The 21,316-nt window shown below is 70.1% G+C and carries 16 protein-coding genes; 3 read left to right on the top strand and 13 right to left on the bottom strand.

Annotated elements, in window-relative coordinates; all coding sequences use genetic code 11:
- Positions 1 to 8: 8 nt before the first annotated feature.
- The gene (locus ACYVMZ_RS06385) at positions 9 to 1,478 is read right to left on the bottom strand and encodes an aldehyde dehydrogenase family protein (RefSeq protein WP_461076433.1); all 1,470 of its coding nucleotides are present in this window, start codon (positions 1,476 to 1,478) and stop codon (positions 9 to 11) included.
- Positions 1,479 to 1,694: 216 nt separating this feature from the next.
- Here ACYVMZ_RS06385 and purU point away from each other — a divergent pair, with 216 nt between their 5' ends.
- Entirely contained in the window at positions 1,695 to 2,567 is an 873-nt protein-coding gene (gene purU / locus ACYVMZ_RS06390; RefSeq protein WP_461076435.1) for a formyltetrahydrofolate deformylase, read from the top strand.
- Between the two features lie 291 nt (positions 2,568 to 2,858).
- Here purU and ACYVMZ_RS06395 read toward each other — a convergent pair whose 3' ends face one another.
- Positions 2,859 to 3,701, bottom strand: a complete 843-nt coding sequence (locus ACYVMZ_RS06395; RefSeq protein WP_461076437.1) for a methylenetetrahydrofolate reductase — start codon at positions 3,699 to 3,701, stop codon at positions 2,859 to 2,861.
- A 3-nt stretch (positions 3,702 to 3,704) separates the two neighbouring features.
- Positions 3,705 to 5,375, bottom strand: coding sequence for a choline dehydrogenase (gene betA / locus ACYVMZ_RS06400; RefSeq protein ID WP_461076439.1), 1,671 nt, complete (start codon positions 5,373 to 5,375; stop codon positions 3,705 to 3,707).
- 202 nt (positions 5,376 to 5,577) lie between these two features.
- On the opposite strand from betA, the gene ACYVMZ_RS06405 reads away from it, so the two are divergent.
- On the top strand, positions 5,578 to 6,324 hold the full coding sequence (locus ACYVMZ_RS06405) for an IclR family transcriptional regulator (RefSeq protein WP_461076441.1): 747 nt from the start codon (positions 5,578 to 5,580) through the stop codon (positions 6,322 to 6,324).
- Position 6,325: 1 nt separating this feature from the next.
- On the opposite strand, the gene ACYVMZ_RS06410 is transcribed toward ACYVMZ_RS06405, so the two are convergent.
- The 8 genes from ACYVMZ_RS06410 to ACYVMZ_RS06445 all read right to left on the bottom strand — a co-directional run bounded on the left by ACYVMZ_RS06410 (position 6,326) and on the right by ACYVMZ_RS06445 (position 16,684).
- Positions 6,326 to 7,456: an aromatic ring-hydroxylating oxygenase subunit alpha gene (locus ACYVMZ_RS06410; RefSeq protein WP_461076443.1), complete on the bottom strand. Its 1,131-nt coding sequence runs from the start codon at positions 7,454 to 7,456 to the stop codon at positions 6,326 to 6,328.
- 130 nt (positions 7,457 to 7,586) lie between these two features.
- On the bottom strand, positions 7,587 to 8,789 hold the full coding sequence (locus ACYVMZ_RS06415; protein WP_461076445.1) for an NAD(P)/FAD-dependent oxidoreductase: 1,203 nt from the start codon (positions 8,787 to 8,789) through the stop codon (positions 7,587 to 7,589).
- Positions 8,786 to 9,148, bottom strand: coding sequence for a bifunctional 3-phenylpropionate/cinnamic acid dioxygenase ferredoxin subunit (locus tag ACYVMZ_RS06420; protein WP_461076447.1), 363 nt, complete (start codon positions 9,146 to 9,148; stop codon positions 8,786 to 8,788). The genes ACYVMZ_RS06415 and ACYVMZ_RS06420 overlap by 4 nt, the downstream gene beginning before the upstream one ends.
- Before the next feature lie 214 nt (positions 9,149 to 9,362).
- Positions 9,363 to 9,992 carry an MBL fold metallo-hydrolase gene (locus ACYVMZ_RS06425; protein WP_461076449.1) on the bottom strand — a complete coding sequence of 210 codons (630 nt, stop codon included), beginning with the start codon at positions 9,990 to 9,992 and terminating at the stop codon, positions 9,363 to 9,365.
- On the bottom strand, positions 9,992 to 11,077 hold the full coding sequence (locus ACYVMZ_RS06430) for an S-(hydroxymethyl)mycothiol dehydrogenase (protein WP_461076451.1): 1,086 nt from the start codon (positions 11,075 to 11,077) through the stop codon (positions 9,992 to 9,994). Before ACYVMZ_RS06430 ends, ACYVMZ_RS06425 begins: the two co-directional genes overlap by 1 nt.
- A gap of 240 nt (positions 11,078 to 11,317) precedes the next feature.
- Positions 11,318 to 13,078, bottom strand: coding sequence for a BCCT family transporter (locus tag ACYVMZ_RS06435; RefSeq protein WP_461076453.1), 1,761 nt, complete (start codon positions 13,076 to 13,078; stop codon positions 11,318 to 11,320).
- A 225-nt stretch (positions 13,079 to 13,303) separates the two neighbouring features.
- Positions 13,304 to 14,362: a chorismate-binding protein gene (locus ACYVMZ_RS06440; RefSeq protein ID WP_461076455.1), complete on the bottom strand. Its 1,059-nt coding sequence runs from the start codon at positions 14,360 to 14,362 to the stop codon at positions 13,304 to 13,306.
- A 6-nt stretch (positions 14,363 to 14,368) separates the two neighbouring features.
- A complete protein-coding gene (locus ACYVMZ_RS06445; RefSeq protein WP_461076457.1) occupies positions 14,369 to 16,684 on the bottom strand; it encodes an FdhF/YdeP family oxidoreductase in 2,316 nt (771 codons plus the stop codon).
- 335 nt (positions 16,685 to 17,019) lie between these two features.
- Here ACYVMZ_RS06445 and ACYVMZ_RS06450 point away from each other — a divergent pair, with 335 nt between their 5' ends.
- Positions 17,020 to 18,405: an MFS transporter gene (locus ACYVMZ_RS06450; RefSeq protein ID WP_461076459.1), complete on the top strand. Its 1,386-nt coding sequence runs from the start codon at positions 17,020 to 17,022 to the stop codon at positions 18,403 to 18,405.
- A gap of 43 nt (positions 18,406 to 18,448) precedes the next feature.
- Here ACYVMZ_RS06450 and ACYVMZ_RS06455 read toward each other — a convergent pair whose 3' ends face one another.
- Positions 18,449 to 20,422 (bottom strand): helix-turn-helix domain-containing protein, encoded by a 1,974-nt coding sequence (locus ACYVMZ_RS06455; RefSeq protein ID WP_461076461.1) that lies wholly within the window; start codon positions 20,420 to 20,422, stop codon positions 18,449 to 18,451.
- Positions 20,423 to 20,498: 76 nt separating this feature from the next.
- Positions 20,499 to 21,299 carry a 3-hydroxybutyrate dehydrogenase gene (locus tag ACYVMZ_RS06460; protein WP_461076463.1) on the bottom strand — a complete coding sequence of 267 codons (801 nt, stop codon included), beginning with the start codon at positions 21,297 to 21,299 and terminating at the stop codon, positions 20,499 to 20,501.
- Positions 21,300 to 21,316 lie beyond the last annotated feature (17 nt).

Genomic DNA, 21,316 nt, shown 5'->3' on the forward strand with positions numbered 1-21,316 from the left:
TTCGGCGTTCAGCCGCGGAACCAGTGCTGCGGCCGGGGTCGGATGTTCTGCCAGATGTGTTTGGGCTCTCGGTACTCGTTCAGGCCGGTCGGTCCCAGCTCCCGGCCCACGCCCGAATGCCCGAAGCCACCCCATTCCGCTTGCGGCACATAGGGGTGGTAGTCGTTGATCCACACCGTGCCGTGGCGCAGCCGCCGGGCGACCCGCTGGGCCTTGCCGGCGTCCTGCGTCCACACGGCTCCGGCGAGTCCGTACTCGGTGTCGTTGGCGATGCGTACGGCGTCGTCCTCGTCGGTGAAGCGCTCCACGGTGAGCACGGGCCCGAAGGACTCCTCGTGCACCACGCGCATGTCCTGCCGGCACTCGTCGAGCACGGTGGGCAGGTAGAAGTGGCCGTTCGCCAGCTCGGGGTCGTCGGGGCGTGCGCCGCCGCAGCGTAGTACGGCGCCTTCGGCGAGACCGGCAGCGACGTATGCCTCGACCTTCTCCACATGCTGTGCGGAGATCAGCGCTCCGGTCTCGGCCTCGGGGTCGAAGGGGCCGCCGAGACGGATCTGCCGGGCTCGGCGGACGACCTCGTCGACGAAGCGGTCGTGCAGGGAGTCCTCGACGATCAGCCGGGCGCCGGCCGAGCAGACCTGCCCCGAGTGCAGGAAGACGGCCGTGAGGGCGAAGTCCACGGCCGTGGCGAAGTCGGCGTCGGCGAAGACGACGTTGGGGTTCTTGCCGCCGAGTTCCAGCGCGACCTTCTTCACCGTCGCGGCGGCGGTGGCCATGATGCGCTTGCCGGTCTCCAGACCTCCGGTGAAGGAGACCATGTCCACGGCCGGGTCTTCGGAGAGGGGTGCGCCCACCTCGGGCCCGGTGCCCAGGACGAGGTTCGCGGCGCCGGCCGGGAGTCCGGCCTCCTGAAGTGCCTTCATCAGCAGGATCGAGGTGGAGGGGGTGAGCTCGCTGGGCTTGAGGACGATCGTGTTGCCGGCGAGCAGGGCCGGGGCGACCTTCCAACTGGCCTGCAGCAGCGGGTAGTTCCAGGGAGTGATCAGTCCGCACACGCCTATCGGCTCGTACACGACGCGACTTACGGCGTCGCCCCGGCCGGTGTCGATCACACGTCCGGCGTCGGTGCCGCCGAGCCCGCCGTAGTGGCGGAAGCAGGCGACGACGTCGGCGATGTCGTACTCGCTCTCCACCAGCCGCTTGCCGGTGTCCAGCGACTCGGCGCGAGCGAACTCCTTGGCATCACGCTCGATGAGGTCGGCGGTGCGCAGCAGCAGCGCGCCGCGCTCCCGCTCGGGAGTGCTCGGCCAGTGCCCTTCGTCGAAGGCACGGCGGGCGGCGGCGATCGCCGCCTCGGTGTCGGGGCGTGTCCCTTCCGAGACGGTCGCGGTGAGCGAGCCGTCAGCGGGACACCGGATCTCCCGGCGACCTCCGGCCACCGGGTTCCGCCATTCGCCATCCACGTACAGGTCTGCCACGCGCCGAGCCTCTCAACCGAAATTCGTTGCGCATCGTGCACCCGATTGCTTGTGGTGGAACCCTGGCGAATGTCCAGACAGACGTCAAGAGGTTGGCCGATGACGATTTAGCCAGGCGATCCCTTACCCGGCCACCCTTGACCGCAAGCGGCACCGACCCGACCATGTTGCGTATCGCTCACCATGTTGTGCATTGCGCACCAACGGAGGCCGCTTATGTCCCCTCGACCGCAACCTGGCCGTGAGTACGTCCTCACCCTGTCCTGTCCGGACAGCGCCGGACTGGTTCACGCCGTGAGCGGCTTTCTCGTCAGGAACTCCGGCAACATCCTGGAAAGCCAGCAGTTCGATGATCGACTTCAGGGCCGTTTCTTCATGAGGGTCCACTTCGACGTTTCCGATCCGAACGCCGATCTGGAAAAACTGCGTTACCGGTTCGGTCCCGTGGCCCAGGCCTACGGCATCTCCTGGGCCCTGAGCGAGGCGGCCACGCCGACCCGGACGCTGATCATGGTGTCCAGGTTCGGCCACTGCCTGAACGACCTGCTCTTCCGCCGACGCACCGGCGCCCTCAACATCGAGATTCCCGCGATCGTCTCCAACCACCGGGACTTCGAGGGGCTCGCGGCGACGTACGGCATCCCCTTCCACCACATCCCGGTGACCAAGGAGACCAAGCCCGAAGCCGAGGCGCGGCTGCTGGAGCTCGTGCGTGAGCTGGACATCGACCTGGTGGTGCTGGCCCGCTACATGCAGGTCCTCTCCGACGACCTGTGCAAGGAGCTGGAGGGCCGCGCCATCAACATCCACCACTCCTTCCTCCCCAGTTTCAAGGGCGCCCGCCCCTACGAGCAGGCCTACCGGCGCGGAGTGAAGCTCGTCGGCGCGACGGCGCACTATGTGACGCCGGACCTGGACGAGGGCCAGATCATCGAGCAGGACGTGATCAGGGTGGACCACTCGCTCGACCCCGGCGACCTGGTCACGGTCGGGCGGGACGTGGAGGCACAGGTGCTCGCGCACGCGGTGAAGTGGCACAGCGAGAGCCGCGTGATGATCGACGGCAACCGTACGGTGGTCTTCCGCTGAGCCGCACTCACCGGGGGCGGGACCGGAATCCGGTCCCGCCCCCGTTCGTATACGGCCCTGGCGGCCCGCCCCTCGGTCACAGCGGCTGCTGGAGGGAGGCGATGCGTGCGGCCGTCAGTTCCGCGGGGGCGTCCTCCTGGACGAGGTGGCCCGCGCCGACGGCAACTGTTCGAAGACGTCGCCGGCGGGCTGCCGGACTGCCCCGGCCGCTCCCAGCGGACGTCACCTGAGGTGCTGGTGAAGGTTCGGGTCGGCTTCCCATCGGTGTCGAGTGCCAGCCCTCTCCCGGGTTCAGCCGCCCAGCCGGTCCAGCACAGCGCGGCGCCACCGCTCCGTCTCGGCGATCTGGTTGAACGTGAACAGGTGCAGACCGGCCACGCCCGCCGAGGGAGCGGTGAGCGCCTCCTCCACGCGGGACAGCAGCCGTTCGGGTGCATACCCTCCGGGGGCCGCGAAACGCACGAACCACGAGGCGTGCTTCGTCAGGAAGCGCGTCGACTCCCCCACCCCGATCTTCGTGGCCATCGCCAGCAGCTTCGCCCGCTGGACGGGGCCCGCGACGCCCACATGCACCGGCAGGGTGACGTCCCGGCGCCGTATACGAGCGATCCACTCCCCCAGCACCCGTGGGTCGAAGCAGAGGTTGCTCACGATGTACGTGGCGTGCTCGCGCTTGTCCCACATCGCCTGGATGGTGACGTCGTCGTGGATGAGCGGATGGCTCTCGGGGTAGCCGGTGACGCCGACGCGGGCGAAGGGCCTGCCCAGCTCGCTCAGTCTGCGCAGTACCGGCAGTGCCCCGTCGTAGACCCCGGCAGGCGGGTCGGCGTCGCCGGCCGGGACGAAGACGTCGTCCACCCCGGCCTCGCGGAGCCGTCCCGTGACCTCCTTCAGGTGCAGGTCGTCCCGTAGGAGCCGCGCCGGAACGTGCGGAACGACGCGGTAGCCGTGCGCCGCGAGCCGGCCGGCGAGGTCGAGCGTCGGTTCCAGGCCCTTGACCGGCGACGCCGTCACGGTGACGACGACGTCGCGCGGGACATGGGCGAGGACCTTGTCCTCGGTCGCCTTGGCGGGCAGCACCTCGTAGCGGACGCTCGCGTCTTCGAGCAGCGCCCGGAGCCCTGCGGCACCCAACGTCTACCCCGCCTGCTTCTGGGCATCACGGTGGCGGTAGTACGCGGCCTTCGACGGCGCCAGCGGCTCCTTGCCAAGGATCAGGTCGGCCGCCTTCTCGGCGATCATCATCACGGGAGCGTAGATGTTGCCGTTGGTGACGTAGGGCATCACCGACGCGTCCACCACGCGCAGGCCCTCCACGCCGTGCACCCGCATGCTGGTCGGGTCGACGACGGACATCTCGTCGGTGCCCATCTTGCAGGTGCAGGACGGGTGCAGGGCGGTCTCGCCCTCCTTCGCGACCCACGCGAGGATCTCCTCGTCCGTCTCCACCTCGGGTCCGGGCGAGACCTCCCCACCGTTGTAGGGAGCGAGCGCGGGCTGGTTGAGGAGCTTGCGGGCCACGCGGATGGCCTCGACCCATTCGCGGCGATCCTGCTCGGTGGAGAGGTAGTTGAAGCGCAGCGCCGGGTGTTCGCGGGGGTCCTTGCTCTTGATCTTCACCGAGCCGATGGCGTCCGAGTACATGGGCCCGACGTGCACCTGGTAGCCGTGGCCACCGGCGGGCGAGGAGCCGTCGTAGCGGACCGCGACCGGCAGGAAGTGGAACATCAGGTTGGGATAGTCCACGTCCTCGTTGCTGCGGGCGAAGCCGCCGGCCTCGAAGTGGTTGGTCGCCGCCGGTCCCTTCCCGAACAGCCACTGCAGGCCGATGAAAGGGGCCCGCCACTTCGCCATGTACGGCTGCATGGAGACCGGCTGCTTGCAGGCGTACTGGACGTAGACCTCCAGGTGGTCCTGCATGTTCTCGCCGACACCCGGGAGGTCGTGGACGACGTCGATGCCGAGGGCGCGCAGCTCGTCGGCGTTGCCGACGCCGGAGAGCTGGAGCAGCTGCGGGGAGTTGATGGCGCCGCCACAGAGGATGACTTCCCTTGCGCGGACCTTCTGGAGAGCTCCCCGGCCGCGCTGGAACTCGACACCGACGGCGCGCTTGCCCTCGAAGAGGACGCGGGTGACGAGGGCGCGCGTCCTGACGGTGAGGTTCGGCCGCTTCATCGCGGGCTTGAGGTACGCCTTCGAGGCCGACAGGCGGCGTCCACGGTGGACGTTGCGGTCGAACTTGGCGAAGCCCTCCTGCCGGTAGCCGTTGACGTCGTCGGTGGGGGCGTAGCCCGCTTCCTGGGTGGCTTTGAGGAAGGCTTCGAAGAGCGGGTTGGTCGCCGGGCCGCGCTCCAGGACGAGAGGGCCGTCGTGGCCGCGGAACTCGTCGTCGGGGTCGGCCGCGAGGCAGTTCTCCATGCGCCGGAAGTACGGCAGACAGTGTGCGTAGTCCCAGGTCTCCATGCCCGGGTCGGCCGCCCAGCGCTCGTAGTCCATGGGGTTGCCGCGCTGGAAGATCATGCCGTTGATGCTGCTGGAGCCGCCCAGCACCTTGCCGCGGGCGTGGTAGATGCGCCTGCCGCCCATGTGGGGCTCGGGCTCGGACTCGTACTTCCAGTCGTAGAACCGGCTGCCGATCGGATAGGTCAGCGCCGCGGGCATGTGGATGAAGACATCCCACGGGTAGTCCGACCGGCCTGCCTCCAGGACCAGCACCCGGTTGGCCGGGTCCGCGGAGAGTCTGTTCGCCAGTGCACTGCCGGCCGAACCGCCACCGACGATGACGAAGTCGTACTGCACAGGAGCCATGGTGCCTCGTCTCGCTCGCGCCGTAGATATGCGAGGGATGCTAGACCCAGTCGCGTCATACGCACCAGGTTGCGAACGACGCAACCTGCACGGTCTTCATTTCAGTCCGGTTACTTGCAAGGGTGTTGTTTACTGCGCGTATAGTTTCACTGTGAGCAACTACAGCCCTGACACAGAAACGTCGAATGCGCAAGCCGGCGGCGTGCAGTCGGTGGACCGCGCCATCAGCGTCCTGGAGATCCTCGCCCAGCGTGGCGAAGCGGGCGTCAGCGAGGTGGCGGGCGAGATCGACGTCCACAAGTCCACCGCTTTCCGCCTGCTCGGCGCCCTGGAGGCGCGCGGTCTGGTGGAGCAGGCCGGCGAGCGCGGCAAGTACCGGCTCGGCTTCGGCATCGTTCGCCTGGCCGGCGCGGTCACCGGGCGTATCGACATCACCCAGCAGGGCCGCCCGGTCTGCGAACGCCTCGCCGAGGAGATCGGCGAGACCGTCAACATCGCCGTCATGCAGGAGCAGTATGCGATCAACCTGTACCAGGTGCGCGGACCGGGCGCGGTCACCGCGCACAACTGGGTCGGCCAGCTGACTCCGCTGCACGCCACGTCGAGCGGCAAGATCCTGCTGGCCCACCTGCCCGCGAAGGAGCGCGCCGCGCTGCTGTCCGCCGCCGGCCTGAAGAAGGTCACCCCGCACACCATCACCGCCAAGACGAAGCTCGAGAAGAACCTCGCCGAGGCGCGGGAGCGGGGCTACGCCTTCACCCTGGAGGAGCTGGAGATCGGTCTGCACGCCATGGCCGCGCCGGTCCGCAACCGGGACGGCGAGGTCATCGCGGCACTCAGCGCCTCCGGCCCCGCCTACCGGTTCACCGAGGAGCGCCTGCACGAGCTCGCCCCGGTACTGCTCAAGGGTGCCGAGGAGATCAGCCACCGGATGGGCTACCTGGGCTGAGTCACCCCTGAGAGGTGCCCAGGCGCTCGTTCACCCAGTCGTGGAAGGCGCCGATGTGGTGCTCGCTGGGCACCAGCACGCCACCCTTGGCATACATCCGGGAGCTCATTCCGGGCTGCGTGCGCTCGCACGCCTCGAAGTCCTGACGGTTGACCCGGTCGAAGAGTTCCACGGACCGGCTGACGTCCTTGCCGCTCTCGACGACGTGCGGCAGGTAGAGCCAGTCGCACTCGACGACCGTGCGGTCCACGGACACCGGATACATCCGGTGGAAGATCACATGGTCGGGGACGAGGTTGATGAACACCTGCGGCTTGACGGTGATCGCGTAGTAGCGGCGGTCCTGGTCCTCGGCGACGCCCGGGATGCGGTCCAGCCCCTCCGAGCCGTCGACGGTGAAGCCCTGGACGTCCTCGCCGAACTCGGCGCCGTGGCCCACGTAGTACTGGGCCGCGTAACCATCCGCGAACTCCGGGAGGACTTCGGTGAGTTCCGGGTGGATGGTGGCGCAGTGGTAGCACTCCATGAAGTTCTCGATGATGAGCTTCCAGTTCGCCTTCACGTCGTAGACGATCCGCTTGCCGACGGAGAGGTTCTCGATGTCGTAGCGCTCGATCGACTCGACGTCGCCGAGGCGGGCGACGACCTCACCGATGACCTCCTCCTCGAAGGAAGGCGGGTTCTCCGCGAGGCACACCCAGACATAACCGAGCCATTCACGCACTGCCACGCTCACCAGGCCGTACTCGGTGCGGCCGACGTCGGGCATCTTGGTGAGGTTGGGCGCCGCGACGAGCTTGCCGTTCAGGTCGTACGTCCAGGCGTGGTACGGGCACTGGAAGGCCCGCTTGACCTCGCCGGTCTCCTCGGTGCAGAGCTTGGCTCCGCGGTGCCGGCACACGTTGAAGTACGCACGGATGGAGTTGTCACGCGCCCGGGTGACGAGGATGCTCTCGCGGCCCACGTCGACGGTGCGGAAGGCGCCGGGCTTCGCCAGCTCGGAGGCGCGCGCGACGCAGAACCACATGGTCTCGAATATGCGCTCCTGCTCCTGGGCGAAGATCGCCGGGTCCGTGTAGGACGAGCCGGGGAGGGTGGCGATCAGGCTGTCCGGCAGGCTGGTCGAGGTCACGGTGCACTCCTCGGGAAACGTCGTGGAGGGGTCATTCACGCGCCGGGAAGAGCGACTCCGGACGGCGTTGTGCATGGAGCAACGCTGCGTGCTATGTGCAACCGCAGCATGGGGTGCCGCTGGGGCGGTGTCAAGACGCGGTGGCGGCGAGCTGCTTGCGCCAGCGCGTGAACAGCCGCGGCTGGTTCATCCCGAGTACGGCGACCGGGTTCCCGGCACGCCGGTAGACGGCCAGGACGTCGCGGTCGTCCGCGGCGCCCGCCTCGATGGACACAGAGTCCGCGCCGGCCGCGTGACCGGCGAACTGGATCTTCACGCCGTACTGATCCGACCAGAAGTACGGCGGCCGGGGCACACCCGGTTCCACCGCACCGCCCGCCAGCAGCGTGGCGACCGCGGCGTCGGGACGCTCGCGCGCACCGGTCCAGTGCTCGACGCGGCGATGGAATCCCGCGCGTGGGTCGTACCAGTTGGCGCAGTCGCCGACCGCGACCACGCCTGCCAGGCTGGTGCGGCCGTCCGCGCCGCACTTGACGCCGTCGCCGAGTGCGATGCCGGAACCTTCCAGCCACTCGACGCACGGGCGTGCGCCCACGCCCACCACGACGATGTCAGCGGGGATGCTGCGGCCGTCCTCGAGCAGGACGGCATCGACACGCCCCCAGACTCCGTCCGGGGGGACCCCCGTCCCGCTTCGCTCGTCCCCGCTCAGCCCTTTGACGCCCACGCCGCACAACAGCCGTACGCCGTGGTCCGCATGGAGGGCGGAGACGACGGCGCCCATGGCCTCGCCGAGCGGTCCGGCGAGCGGTGTCGGGGCCGCCTCCACGACGGTCACCTCGAGCCCGAGGGCGTACGCGGTGGAGGCGACCTCGGCTCCGATGAAGCCGCCGCCGATCACCACCAGCCGTCCGCCGCGGGCGAGTTCGTCCCGCAGGGCGCGGGCGTCGTCGAGGGTGCGCAGGGTGTGCACCCCGGCCAGGCCTTCGGAGCCGGGGAGGGTGCGCGCTGCGGCGCCGGTCGCGATGACGAACCCGTCGGCGCGCACCTCCCGCCCGTCGGCGAGCAGGACGGCACGGTCCCTGTGGTCGAGTCCGACGGCACGGGTGCCGAGCAGCCACTGCGCCCCCAGGTCCTCGTCGTCCGTCTCCAGGGCGAGTTCCGTCTCGCCGAGGGTGCCGGCCAGGAACTCCTTGGACAGCGGGGGCCTGTCGTACGGGCGGTGGAGCTCGTCGCCGATGACGACCAGCCGCCCGTCGTAGCCCTGCTTGCGCAGTGAGCGTGCCGCCGACAGGCCGGCCAGTGAGGCACCGACCACGGCGACGGTCCTCACGCGGGGCCCCCGGCAAGCCGGGCTGCGACGCAGGGCGGCAGGTTGGGCGCGTCCGTGGACAGGCGGACGTAGATCACGCCGCCCTCGACGACGACCTCGTGCGTCCGGACCGGAAGCTTGGCCGGCGGGGCGTCGACCGCGCCGGTCCTCAGGTCGAACTTCGAAGCATGCAGCGGGCATTCCACCTCGCAGCCCTCCAGCCAGCCGTCGGCGAGCGACGCGTCCTGGTGGGTGCAGGTGTCGTCGATGGCGAAGAGCTCGCCGTCGTCGGTGTGGAACACCGAGACCGGCGGATCGATGTCGAGCCGGTGGGCCTCGCCTCGCGGGAGATCCTCGAGACGGCACGCGGGAATCATCATGACACCTCGGTGCGTATAACGAAACGGATTGCGGTAAGCGCAACATCAGTCTGGGGTCGCCCAGAACCCTTGTCAAGGCGTTCAAAGGGCCCTCTGCGCCGCCCATTTAGCTGCGTATTTCAAAACTCAGCTCACATAGAACAACAGCAGCCCGCCGCATCGGCTCGCGATGACCGCGAGCCGAGGGCGGGCGTGTGAGGGTCGCCGGTGGCCGTCAGAAGCCGCGGTCGATCCACTCCTGCAGGTGCGGGGCCTCGGCGGCGATGGTGGTCGTGTCCCCGTGTCCGGTATGGACGACGGTGTCGCCGGGCAGCGTCAGCAGCCGGTCCCGGATCGACTCGACGATGGTCGGGAAGTGGCTGTACGACCTTCCTGTCGCCCCCGGCCCACCGGCGAACAGCGTGTCGCCGCTGAAGAGGGCCGTCAGGGCCGGCGCATAGAGGCAGACCGCGCCGGGTGCGTGGCCGGGCGTGTGCAGCACGGTCAGCTCGATGCCGGCCACCGTGAGGCCCTGGCCGTCGGTCAGTTCGGCGTCCGGCGCCTTGTCGGGGTGGGTCTGTTTCCACAGCGGCAGGTCGTCCGGGTGGAGGAGGATCGGGGCACCCGTGCGCGCCGCGAGTTCGGGTGCGGAGTCGATGTGGTCGTTGTGGGCGTGCGTGCACACGATGGCCCGCAGGGTGCGCCCGCCGACGGCCCGGGCGATCGCCTCGGCGTCATGTGCGGCGTCGATGACGATCGCCTCGTGGTCGTCAGCGACGATCCACACGTTGTTGTCGACGTCCCAGGTCCCGCCGTCCAGCGAGAACGTCCCCGAGGTGACGAGGTGTTCGATGCGGGCCGCCATCAGAGCACCACCACCGAGCGCAGCACGTCGCCGTGGTGCATCCGCTCGAAGGCCTTCTCGACCTCGTCCAGCGCGATGGTCTCCGTGACGAAGGCGTCCAGGTCCAGCCGGCCCTGCAGGTAGAGGTCGATGAGCATCGGGAAGTCCCTGCTCGGCAGGCAGTCGCCGTACCAGGAGGACTTCAGCGCGCCACCGCGGCCGAAGACGTCCAGCAGCGGCAGTTCCAGCTTCATGTCCGGGGTCGGCACACCGACCAGGACGACCGTGCCGGCGAGGTCGCGGGCGTAGAAAGCCTGCTTGTACGTCTCCGGGCGGCCGACCGCCTCGATCACGACGTCGGCGCCGAAGCCGCCGGTCAGCTCGCGGATCGCCTCGACCGCGTCGGCGTTCTTGGAGTTGACGGTGTGGGTGGCGCCCAGCTTCTTGGCGGTCTCCAGTTTGCGGTCGTCGATGTCCACCGCGATGACCTTCGCCGCGCCCGCCAGGTTCGACCCGGCGATCGCCGCGGCGCCGACACCGCCGCAGCCGATGACGGCGACCGAGTCGCCCCGGCCGACGTTCCCGGTGTTGATGGCCGCGCCGATGCCCGCCATCACGCCACACCCCAGCAGACCGGCGGCGGCCGCCGACGCGGTCCGGTCGACCTTGGTGCACTGCCCGGCCGCGACCAGCGTCTTCTCCGCGAACGCGCCGATGCCCAGGGCCGGCGACAGCTCGGTGCCGTCGGTCAGGGTCATCTTCTGCTTCGCGTTGTGGGTGTTGAAGCAGTACCACGGCCGTCCGCGCAGACAGGCCCGGCACTGGCCGCACACCGCACGCCAGTTGAGGATGACGAAGTCGCCGGGGGCGACGTCGGTGACCCCCTCCCCCACCGACTCCACGACACCCGCGGCCTCGTGGCCCAGCAGGAACGGGAAGTCGTCGTTGATGCCGCCCTCGCGATAGTGCAGATCGGTGTGGCAGACCCCGCAGGCGTCGATCTTCACCAGCGCCTCACCCGGACCCGGGTCGGGCACGATGATCGTCTCCAGGCTGACGGGGGCGCCCTTGCCCCGCGCGACGACAGCACGGACCTGGTGCGTCATGGCCACTCCTCGGCTGGTCGAGACTTGAATCAGATGTTGCTCATTACGGCACACATCTCATGTGTCGCAACACAGCATCGTGGAGTGCCGACCGGGGGTCAAGGAGCTCGACGGGGTTCCCTCAGCTGGGGACGGAGTTCCCTCAGCCGGGCAGGATCCCGGCGGAACAGCGCGAACGCCCGACGGGGCCGTGGCCGGACATGTCGGTCCACGACCCCGCCGGGCGCGGGTCCGCCGATCTCAGTGAGCGGAGGAGGATGTGGGCTGCGTCGGCTGCGTGGACTGCTGGGGCTGTGCGGACTTTGCCCCATCGGCGGGCGTGCAGGGACCGATGCGGAGTTCGAAGTCGCCGTCGTACTTCTCGTGGCCGGCGATGACGGCCGTCTCGATGGCTTCCTTGCCCTTGCGCCCGCGGATGATGAGCGGGTCCTGGCGCAGATCGCGGGTGAGCGCGATACACAAGCCGACCATCACCAGGGTGAAGGGGGCCGCCGCGAGAATGGTGAGGTTCTGCAGTCCGGTGAGCGCGTCGTCCCTGCCGCCGCCGATGAGCAGCATGATCGCGGCGACCGCCCCGGTCAGCACACCCCAGAACACCACGACGGTCCGGGTCGGTTCCAGGGATCCGCGCTGTGAGAGGGTCCCCATCACGATCGAGGCGGCGTCGGCGCCGGAGACGAAGAAGATCCCGACGAGGATCATCACCACGATGCTCGTCACCGTGGCGATCGGATACTGCTGGAGCACGTCGAAGAGCTGACCCTGGGCTGTCGCGGCGTCGCCGAGGCGCCCTTCGTCCTGCAGGTGCATCGCCGAGCCGCCGAAGATCGCGAACCACAGCAGACTGACCGTGCTGGGCACCAGGATGACCCCGCCCACGAACTGCCGGATGGTCCGGCCGCGGCTGATGCGCGCGATGAACATGCCGACGAACGGCGTCCAGGAGATCCACCAGGCCCAGTAGAAGACCGTCCAGCCGGCCAGCCAGTCGGCGACTCCCTCACCGCTCGAGGCCTCGGTACGCCCTGCCATCTGGGTCAGATCGCCGAGGAAGGCGCCGACTGAGGTGGGCAGCAGGTCAAGGATGAAGATGCTCGGCCCGACGAGGAACACGAAGACCGCCAGGGTCACCGCCAGCACCATGTTGATGTTGGACAGCCACTGGATGCCCTTGGCGATCCCGGACACCGCCGAGGCGACGAACGCCACGGTCAGCACCGCGATCACGGCGACCAGTAGGCCGGTGCCGACGGATCCCATCCATCCCAGTCCGGTGATGCCGCCGCCGATCTGCAGGGCGCCGAGCCCCAGCGAGGCCGCGGAGCCGAAGAGGGTGGCGAAAATGGCGAGGATGTCGATGATCCTGCCGCCCCAGCCGTTCGCCCGCTTCTCGCCGATCAGCGGAGTGAACACGGCACTGATCAGCTGTCGGCGTCCGCACCGGAAGGTGCTGTAGGCGATGGCCAGGCCCACGACCGCGTACATCGCCCACGGGTGGAGCGTCCAGTGGAAGAGGGTGGTGGCCATGGCGGTCGCCATGGCCTGGTTGGCATCAGCCGGGTCGGTGCCCGGTGGCGGGGTGGTGAAGTGTGACAGCGGTTCGCTCACGCCGTAGAACATCAGGCCGATGCCCATGCCCGCGCTGAACATCATGGCGATCCAGGAGACGGTGCGGAACTCGGGCTGCTCGCCCTCCTCGCCGAGGGTGATCCGCCCGTAACGGCTCATGGCCAGCCAGAGGGCGAAGACGACGAAGCCCGAGGCGGCGAGGACGAATGCCCGGCCGCCGTTTCGGATGGTCCCGTCCAGCAGCTTCCCGGACACGCTCTCCAGCGTGCCGGTCGCCGTGGCCCCCCACACGACGAAGGCGAGGGTGAGGACCGCGGCGACTCCGAATACGACCAGGTCGGTCCGAGGGCGGGCGGATGCCGCCGGGCTTCCTGGCAGATCCGCCTCGACGGGATGGCTTCCGCTCCCGTTCCTCTCGCGGGTTTTGTTCATCAGCTCGTCCTTTCCGCAGACGGCAGTGGACTCTCTGTCGCGGACGACGGATGCGCGACCGAGCAGGCGGGGGATGCCTCGGCGGTCCCGCCGCGCCCCATGGACAGCGGCTACCACCCGGGCACAGTTGCACATAATGCATAGATGTTCACTATGAGCAACAACAATCTGACGGCTCACAGGGGCTGTCAAGGGGCAGGTCGAGCAGAAAATGCCCGACCGCGATCAACCGGTCAGCCGGTACGCGGCCGACGCCACCCCGAGCAGCCGGCGCGCTTTCAGCTCCGTCTCCGCCCACTCGCGCTCAGGGTCGGAGTCCCACGTGATCCCGGCCCCCGTGCCGAAGCGCAGGAGCGGGCCGCCGGAAGCGGTGCGGTCGACCCAGAAGGTGCGGATGCCCACCGCGAGCGCACCCGTGCCGCGGTCGGCGTCGACCCAGCCGACGCCACCGCAGTACGGACCGCGGGGCGCGGTCTCCAGCGCCGCGATGACGCGCAGCGCGCTGGACTTGGGGGCTCCCGTGACGGACCCCGGCGGGAACGTTCCGGCGAGCAGCTCCGGCCATCCGGCGCCGTCGGCGAGCTCGCCACGCACGGTGGACACCAGGTGCACCAGGCCGGGGTGTTCCTCGACCGCGCACAGGTCGGGGACGGTCACCGAGCCGGTGGCGCAGACGCGTCCCAGGTCGTTGCGGACCAGGTCCACGATCATGACGTTCTCAGCGTGGTCCTTCTCGAGGAGGTCCGCGGCGGTCCGGCCGGTGCCCTTGATGGGGCCGGACACCACCGTGCGGCCGTCGCGGCGGAGGAAGAGCTCGGGCGAGGCCGTGGCGATCTCCACACCGTGCGCGGGGAGGCGCACCGTGCCGGCGTACGGCGCTGGATTGCCGCGCGCCAGCAGGGCAGTGAGGGCGTCCACGTCCGCGCGTGCCGGGCCGGGCAGCGGCGCGGACAGAATCCGGCACAGATTCGCCTGGTAGACCTCGCCGGCCGCGATGTGCTCACGTATGCGCCGGACCCCGGCGGTGTAGGCGGCCCGGTCGAGGGAGGACGTCCAGGCGCCCGGGTCCGGCCCGCGCCACGCACCGGGATCGGCGGTGGGCACGGGCTCACGGCGTACATCCCCGAAACGCGCGCAGACCAGGCGCCCCTCGAAGCCGGCGACCACGGCCCAGAAGCCGGTGGAGTCCAGGGCCGCGGGATCGCCGGTCACGTCCCGGAGGTCGGTGGCGACGAGGCCGCCGAAGCGGGCCAGAGGGGAGAAGCGGTGCTCGGCTCCGCTCATCGACGGTCACGTACTCGCGTCCGTGCCGGCGCAGGCCGGTTCCAGCCGGACGACGATCGACTTCGACGTAGGGGTGTTGCTGATCGCCGCGGTGGAGTCCAGGGGTACGAGGACGTTGGTCTCGGGGAAGTAAGCGGCGCAGCAGCCTCGGGGCGTCGGGTAGGGCACTGCCCGGAAGGCCGGCGCCCTTCGCTCCACGCCGTCCCCGTATTCGCTGACGATGTCGACGAGGTCCCCTTCGGCCAGGCCTCGCTCGGTGAGGTCGTCGGGGTGCAGGAAGAGGACCCGGCGCCCCTGGTGGATGCCGCGGTAGCGGTCGTCCAGGCCGTAGATGGTGGTGTTGTACTGGTCGTGGGAACGGAGCGTCTGCAGCAGCAGCCGACCCTCCGGGACGTGGGGCCTCTCCAGCGGGTTGGCGGTGAAGTTGGCCAGGCCGGTGGAGGTGGTGAACCGGCGCTCGTCGCGCGGCGGGTGGGGCAGGGCGAAGCCGCCCGGCCGTCGTACCCGGGCATTGAAGTCCTCAAAACCGGGGATCACGCGTGCGATGCGGTCTCGGATGGTGTCGTAGTCTGCCGCGAAGTCCTCCCAGGGCACGCGGGAGCCTGCTGTCCCCAGCGTGGCCCGTGCCATCCGGCAGATGATCGCGACCTCGCTCAGCAGATGCTCGGACGCGGGGGCGAGCCGCCCCCGCGAGAGATGCACCATGCCCATGGAGTCCTCCACCGTGACCAGTTGGGGCCCGCTCGGCCGCAGGTCGGCCTCGGTTCGGCCGAGGCACGGGAGGATGAGGGCCTGCTCCCCGGTGATGACATGCGAGCGATTGAGCTTGGTCGAGATCTGGACGGTGAGGCGGCAGTTGCGCAACGCCTGCTCGGTCAGTTCGGTGTCGGGGGCCGCGGCGACGAAGTTGCCGCCCAGCGCGACGAAGACCCGTACGGCGCCGTCGCGTATGGCCCGGATGGTCTCCACCGCGTCGTGACCGTGGTGCCGCGGGGGCGTGAACGCGAACTCGGCGCCGAGCGCGTCCAGGAACGCGCCGTCCGGCTTCTCGTAGATGCCCATCGTCCGGTCGCCCTGCACGTTCGAATGGCCGCGTACCGGACACAGGCCGGCGCCCGGGCGGCCGATGTTGCCGCGCAGCAGAAGGAAGTTGACGACGTCCCGGATGGTGGGTACCGAGTGGCGGTGCTGGGTGAGTCCCATCGCCCAGCAGACGACGATCTTCTCGGCGGCCAGCACCTGGCGGAACGCGGCCCGGATCTCTTCCTCGGGCAGGCCCGTGGCCTGAAGGATGTCGTCCCACGACGTCTTGCGGGCATGCTCGGCGAACTCCTGGAAGCCATGCGTGTACCGGCCGATGAAGGACATGTCCAGGCACGTGCCGGGTGCTTCGTCCTCCGCCTCCAGCAGCATGCGGTTGAAGGCCTGGAACAGGGCCTGGTCTCCGCCCAGCCTGATCTGCAGGAACTGGTCCGCCAGCCGGGTGCCGCCGCCGACGATGCCGGAGGGCCGCTGGGGGTTCTTGAACCGGAGCAGCCCGGCCTCGGGCAGGGGGTTCACGGCGATGATGCGAGCGCCCCGCCGCTTGGCCTGTTCCAGTGCGGAGAGCATGCGGGGGTGGTTGGTGCCGGGGTTCTGGCCGACCACGAGGATGAGATCGGCCTCGTAGAGGTCGTCCAGGCGGACGCTGCCCTTGCCGATGCCGATGGTCTCCGTCAGGGCCGAACCGCTGGACTCGTGGCACATGTTGGAGCAGTCCGGCAGGTTGTTGGTGCCCAGCATCCGGACGAAGAGCTGATAGACGAACGCGGCCTCGTTGCTCGCCCGTCCGGAGGTGTAGAAGGCGGCCTGATCCGGGTGATCGAGCGCGCCGAGTTCGCGGGCGATCACGGCGAACGCGTCGTCCCAGGAGATCGGCCGGTAGCTGTCACTGCCGGCCGCGCGGTACACGGGGTGGGTGAGGCGTCCTTGCTGCCCGAGCCAGTAGTCGCTGCGGGGGAGCAGATCCTCCAGGGTGTGCTCGGCGAAGAAATCCGGCGTGACCCGGCGGACGGTGGCCTCCTCGGCCACCGCCTTGGCCCCGTTCTCGCAGAACTCCGCCCGGTGCCGGTGGTCCGGCTCGGGCCAGGCGCAACCGGGGCAGTCGAAGCCCTCCTTCTGGTTGACCCGGAGCAGAGTGAGCAGGCTGCGGCGGGCCCCCATCTGCTCGCCGGCGTGCCGCAGCGAGGAGGTGACCGCTGGGATTCCGGCGGCGTACTCCTTCGGGGGACCGACCCTGAGACGGGCGTCGCCGGGATCTTCAGCAGGTGCCTTGCGAGTCATCTGGAGCGCCACTCCGCGGTGTAGGGGATCAGAGCCGTTCCATCGCCGGGCATCGCGGCCGTCGTACGAGGAGCCGCCACCGGGGACGAGAGCTGTTTCCTATTGCGCAACTGTATTGCCATACGCAACACCTCTAAGGAAGCCCGACTTGCGACCTCCTGTCAAGGCCGCTGCACCGAACCAGCACGGGAGTCAGCACCGTGCGGCAGAGGTGGTGACGGCACTTACACTCTGGCCCCGAACTATGTTGTCCCACCACATGTGCGCCTGACGTGCGGATTCCTACGGTGTTCCGACACGAACCCGTCCCCACCGCACACGAGGAAGTGGCGCACATGGCCTCCGGAACTACCGCTCCCCCACCACCCTCGAACCTCAAGCGCATCGTCGCCGCCAGCCTCATCGGCACCACCATCGAGTGGTACGACTTCTTCCTGTACGGCTCCGCGGCCGCCCTCGTGTTCAACAAGCTGTTCTTCCCGGAGTCCGACCCCTTGGTCGGCACGCTGCTGTCGTTCCTGACGTACGCCGTGGGGTTCGCGGCCCGGCCGCTGGGTGCGCTGGTCTTCGGGCACTACGGTGACCGGCTCGGGCGCAAGAAGCTGCTGGTGCTGAGCCTGTTGCTGATGGGCGGGGCGACCTTCGCGATCGGGCTGCTGCCCACGCACGCCACCATCGGGTCCGCCGCGCCGGTGCTGCTGACCGTGCTGCGGCTGATCCAGGGCTTCGCTCTCGGCGGTGAGTGGGGCGGTGCCGTACTGCTGGTGTCCGAGCACGGGGACGCGCGGCGGCGCGGGTTCTGGGCCTCGTGGCCGCAGACCGGCGCGCCGGCGGGGCAGTTGCTGGCGACCGGGGTGCTGTCGCTGCTGACCGCCGTCCTGTCGGACGACGCCTTCGGCGCCTGGGGGTGGCGGATTCCGTTCCTGCTGTCCGGTGTGCTGGTGTTCGTCGGTTTGTGGATTCGTCTGTCTGTCGATGAGTCGCCGGTGTTCAAGCAGGCGTTGGCGCAGGCCGAGTCCCGCAAGGCGACCCGGGCAGCGGACGCCGAGCGGCTTCCGCTCGTCTCCGTGCTGCGGCACCACTGGCGTGACGTGCTCGTCGCGATGGGCGCGCGCATGGCGGAGAACATCAGCTACTACGTCATCACCGCGTTCATTCTCGTCTACGCCACCACCTCGGCCGGCGTCTCCAAGCAGACCGCGCTCAACGCGGTGCTGATCGCCTCGGCCGTGCACTTCGCGGTCATCCCGGCCTGGGGCGCGCTGTCGGACCGGCTCGGCCGACGACCGGTGTACCTGATGGGCGCGGTCGGCGTCGGGCTGTGGATGTTCCCGTTCTTCTCGCTCATCGACACCGGCGGTTTCGGCAATCTGATCCTCGCCGTGACCGTGGGCCTGGTGCTGCACGGCGCCATGTACGCGCCGCAGGCCGCCTTCTTCTCCGAGATGTTCGCGACCCGGATGCGCTACTCCGGCGCCTCCATCGGCGCCCAGTTCGCCTCGGTCGCGGCGGGCGCGCCCGCACCGCTGATCGCCACCGCGCTGCTGTCCGACTACGGCAGCTCCACCCCGATCGCCCTGTACGTCATCGCGGCCAGCCTGCTGACGGTCGTCGCGGTGGCGGTGGCCAAGGAGACGCGCCACCGGGACCTCTCCGAGATCACGCCCGATGCCGACATGGAGCCGGCTGCGGCACGGGAAGCGGACGCCCGGACCGTGTGAGCCACCCCGGCCCGCGACCCCCGTACGCGGCTCCGTACGGGGGTCAGCGCTGTGCCGGTGCGGACAACCGGTGCAGGCGCAGGGCGAGTTGGATCTCCAGGGCGCGGGACGGGGTCTGCCAGTCGTCGCCGAGGAGGCGGCCCACGCGTTCCAGGCGCTGGGCGACCGTGTTGACGTGGACGTGCAGCTCGTCCTTGGTGCGGGCCGGGCTCATACCGCAGGCGAAGTAGGCGTCGAGGGTGCGCAGCAGCTCGGTGCCGCGCCGTTCGTCGTACGCGACGACCTGGCCGATCGTACGGTCGACGAAGCCGGTGATGTCCCGGTCACCGGCGAGGAGCAGCCCCAGGAAGCCGAAGTCCTCGGCGGCGGCGCCGTCCCCGGAGCGGCCCAGCACGCTCAGGGCGTCGAGGCAGCGGCGGGCCTCCGCGTAGGCCTCGGCCACGGGGCCCGGGCGGTTGGCGAGGTCCTTTAGGGGGGCGGAGGCACCGACGCTGACCGGCTCGTGGACGGCCGTGCCCAGGTCCCGGGCGGTGCGGCGGGCGAGGTCGGTGGCGGTGTCCCCGGGGGTGAGGGGCAGCAGCAGGACGGTGCCGCCGTCGCGCGCGGCGGCCAGGCCGTGCCGGGTCGCCGCGAGATGGGAGGCCGCGGCCCACAGGCGTCTGCGGGCGTCCGCCTCCTGGTCGGCGTCGGCGGCCGCGCCCTCCAGGCGGGCGGCGAGGACGACATGGGTGGCGTCGAGGTCGGCGTGCAGGCGGGCGGCGCGGTCGCGCAGCAGGCGGGGGTCGCGGTCGCGGGCGTCCAGGAGGTCGTCCAGCAGCTCGCCGCGGACGCGCTGTTCCGCCTCGGCGGCGGAGCGGCGGGCGAGCAGCAGCAGGGAGGTGACCATCGCGGCGCGTTCCAGGGTGCGCTGGTCGACGGGGTCGAGTCCCCGATGGCCGCGCAGCACGAGCGCGCCGAGCAGTTCGCCGCCTGCGGTGACGGCGGCGATCCAGTCGTCCTCGTGGCGCACCGCGTGTCCTTCCGCGCGGGACGCCTCCAGGGCGTCGGCCGGTGCGGCGGCTGCCTCGGCGAACTCGACGGCGCCGCCCAGGACTTCGGAGACCGCGGCGGCCACGTCGTGCACTCCGCCGCCGCGCAGGACGAGTTCGGCGAGCCGGTCGTGGACGTCGGAGGCGCGCTCGATGACCGCGCTGCGGTCCTGGATGATCTCGTTGGCCCGCTCCAGGTCGGCGAGGGCCGAGCGGGTCTCGGTGAGCAGGTTGGCGGTGTCGATGGCGGCCGCGGCGAGGGCGGCGAAGGAGCCGAGCAGGGCGATCTGTTCCCGTTCGAAGACGCGGGCGCGGCGGTCCGCCGCGAACAGCACGCCGATGACGTGGTGCCCGAGCATCAGGGGCACGCCGAGGATGGCGACCAGTCCCTCGTCCCGTACGCCCGCGTCGATGGTGAGGGTGTGCTGGAAGCGGCCGTCCTTGAAGTAGTCCTCGGTGACGTAGGGGCGCGCGGTCTGCGCGACCAGGCCGCCGAGCCCCTCCCCCATGCCGAGCCGCAGCTGCTGGAAGCGGGCCGCGACCGAGCCCTCGGTGACCCGCATGTACGTGTCGCCCCTGGCCGGGTCGTTGAGGCTGAGGTACGCGACGTCCGTGCCGAGCAGCGAGCGGGCGCGCTGCACGATGGCCTGGAGTACGGCGTCCAGGTCGCGCAGTCCGGCGAGGTCGTGGGCGGTCTCGAACAGCGCGGACAGCTCGGCCTCCCGCCGGCGCCGCCCCTCCAGCTCGGACCGCACGCGCAGGGCGAGCAGCTTGGCCTGTTCGAGCGCGGCGATCCGCTCGACAGGCTGGCCCTCTGCGCGGGCGAGCAGCACCGGCTGCTCGTAGGCATCGGCGGACGCGCCCCGGGACAGCAGCTCCAGGAACGGCGTCTCGGCGCCGGCCCCGGCACCCCATGCCGGGGCAGCGCCGCCCGGCGTTCCGGCAGCGGTGGCGGAACGCTCGGCGGAGTGGACGTGATCGCGAGACATGCTCACAGGATTCCGCACAGCCCGGCCGTCCCGTCAGCCCTGTGGACAACTCCGCCGACTTCGAACACGCGAGCGTTCAGTGGGCGGTCCAGCCGCCGTCGAGCACGAGCGAGGTGCCGGTCATGAAGGACGCCTGCGGGCTGCACAGGTACGCCACGGCCTCGGCGACCTCCTCCGGTTCGATGAGCCGCTTGACGGCGCTGTCCTGCAGCAGCACCTCGGACAGCACGCGCTCCTCGGGGATGCCGTGCGCCCGGGCCTGGTCGGCGAGCTGCTTCTCGACCAGTGGGGTGCGCACATAGGCGGGGTTCACACAGTTCGAGGTGACCCCGTGGGGCGCGCCTTCGAGGGCGGCGGTCTTGGACAGTCCCTCCAGGCCGTGTTTGGCGGCCACGTAGGCCGACTTGTAGGCCGAGGCGCGCAGCCCGTGCACGGACGACACGTTCACGATGCGGCCCCAGCCCTGCCCGTACATGTGGGGCAGGGCACCGCGGATGAGCCGGAACGGGGCCTCCAGCATGACGGTGAGCACCGTGTGGAAGACGTCGGGCGGAAACTCCTCGATCGGGCGCACCAGTTGCAGTCCGGCGTTGTTGACGAGGACGTCGGTGCCCGCGGCGGCGAGTTCGGCGGCGTCCAGGTCGGTGAGGTCGAGGACGTGCGGTTCGACCGTGCCCGTGAGGTCCCGGGCCCCCTCGGCCAGCGTCTCCAGGCCCGCGGCGTCGCGGTCGACGGCTCTCACCTTGGCCCCGGCGGCCGCGAGCCGCAGCGCGCAGGCGCGGCCGATGCCGCCGGCGGCGCCGGTGACGAGGGCGGTGCGGCCGCCGAGGTCGAGCGTGGGGGCGTGGGGGGCCGGGAGGGCGCGGGGCACGGTCATGTCTCGACCCTAGGCAG

Source organism: Streptomyces deserti (genome assembly GCF_054782695.1).

What these genes read in the sequence shown, in the direction of transcription:
- ACYVMZ_RS06425 (WP_461076449.1), bottom strand. Translation starts at nt 9,992, where the DNA reads ATGGCGGCCCGCATCGAACACCTCGTCACCTCGGGGACGTTCTCGCTG.
- betA (WP_461076439.1), bottom strand. Translation starts at nt 5,375, where the DNA reads ATGGCTCCTGTGCAGTACGACTTCGTCATCGTCGGTGGCGGTTCGGCC.
- ACYVMZ_RS06420 (WP_461076447.1), bottom strand. Translation starts at nt 9,148, where the DNA reads ATGATGATTCCCGCGTGCCGTCTCGAGGATCTCCCGCGAGGCGAGGCC.
- ACYVMZ_RS06450 (WP_461076459.1), top strand. Translation starts at nt 17,020, where the DNA reads ATGGCCTCCGGAACTACCGCTCCCCCACCACCCTCGAACCTCAAGCGC.
- ACYVMZ_RS06440 (WP_461076455.1), bottom strand. Translation starts at nt 14,362, where the DNA reads ATGAGCGGAGCCGAGCACCGCTTCTCCCCTCTGGCCCGCTTCGGCGGC.
- ACYVMZ_RS06460 (WP_461076463.1), bottom strand. Translation starts at nt 21,299, where the DNA reads ATGACCGTGCCCCGCGCCCTCCCGGCCCCCCACGCCCCCACGCTCGAC.
- ACYVMZ_RS06445 (WP_461076457.1), bottom strand. Translation starts at nt 16,684, where the DNA reads ATGACTCGCAAGGCACCTGCTGAAGATCCCGGCGACGCCCGTCTCAGG.
- ACYVMZ_RS06455 (WP_461076461.1), bottom strand. Translation starts at nt 20,422, where the DNA reads ATGTCTCGCGATCACGTCCACTCCGCCGAGCGTTCCGCCACCGCTGCC.
- ACYVMZ_RS06430 (WP_461076451.1), bottom strand. Translation starts at nt 11,077, where the DNA reads ATGACGCACCAGGTCCGTGCTGTCGTCGCGCGGGGCAAGGGCGCCCCC.
- ACYVMZ_RS06435 (WP_461076453.1), bottom strand. Translation starts at nt 13,078, where the DNA reads ATGAACAAAACCCGCGAGAGGAACGGGAGCGGAAGCCATCCCGTCGAG.
- purU (WP_461076435.1), top strand. Translation starts at nt 1,695, where the DNA reads ATGTCCCCTCGACCGCAACCTGGCCGTGAGTACGTCCTCACCCTGTCC.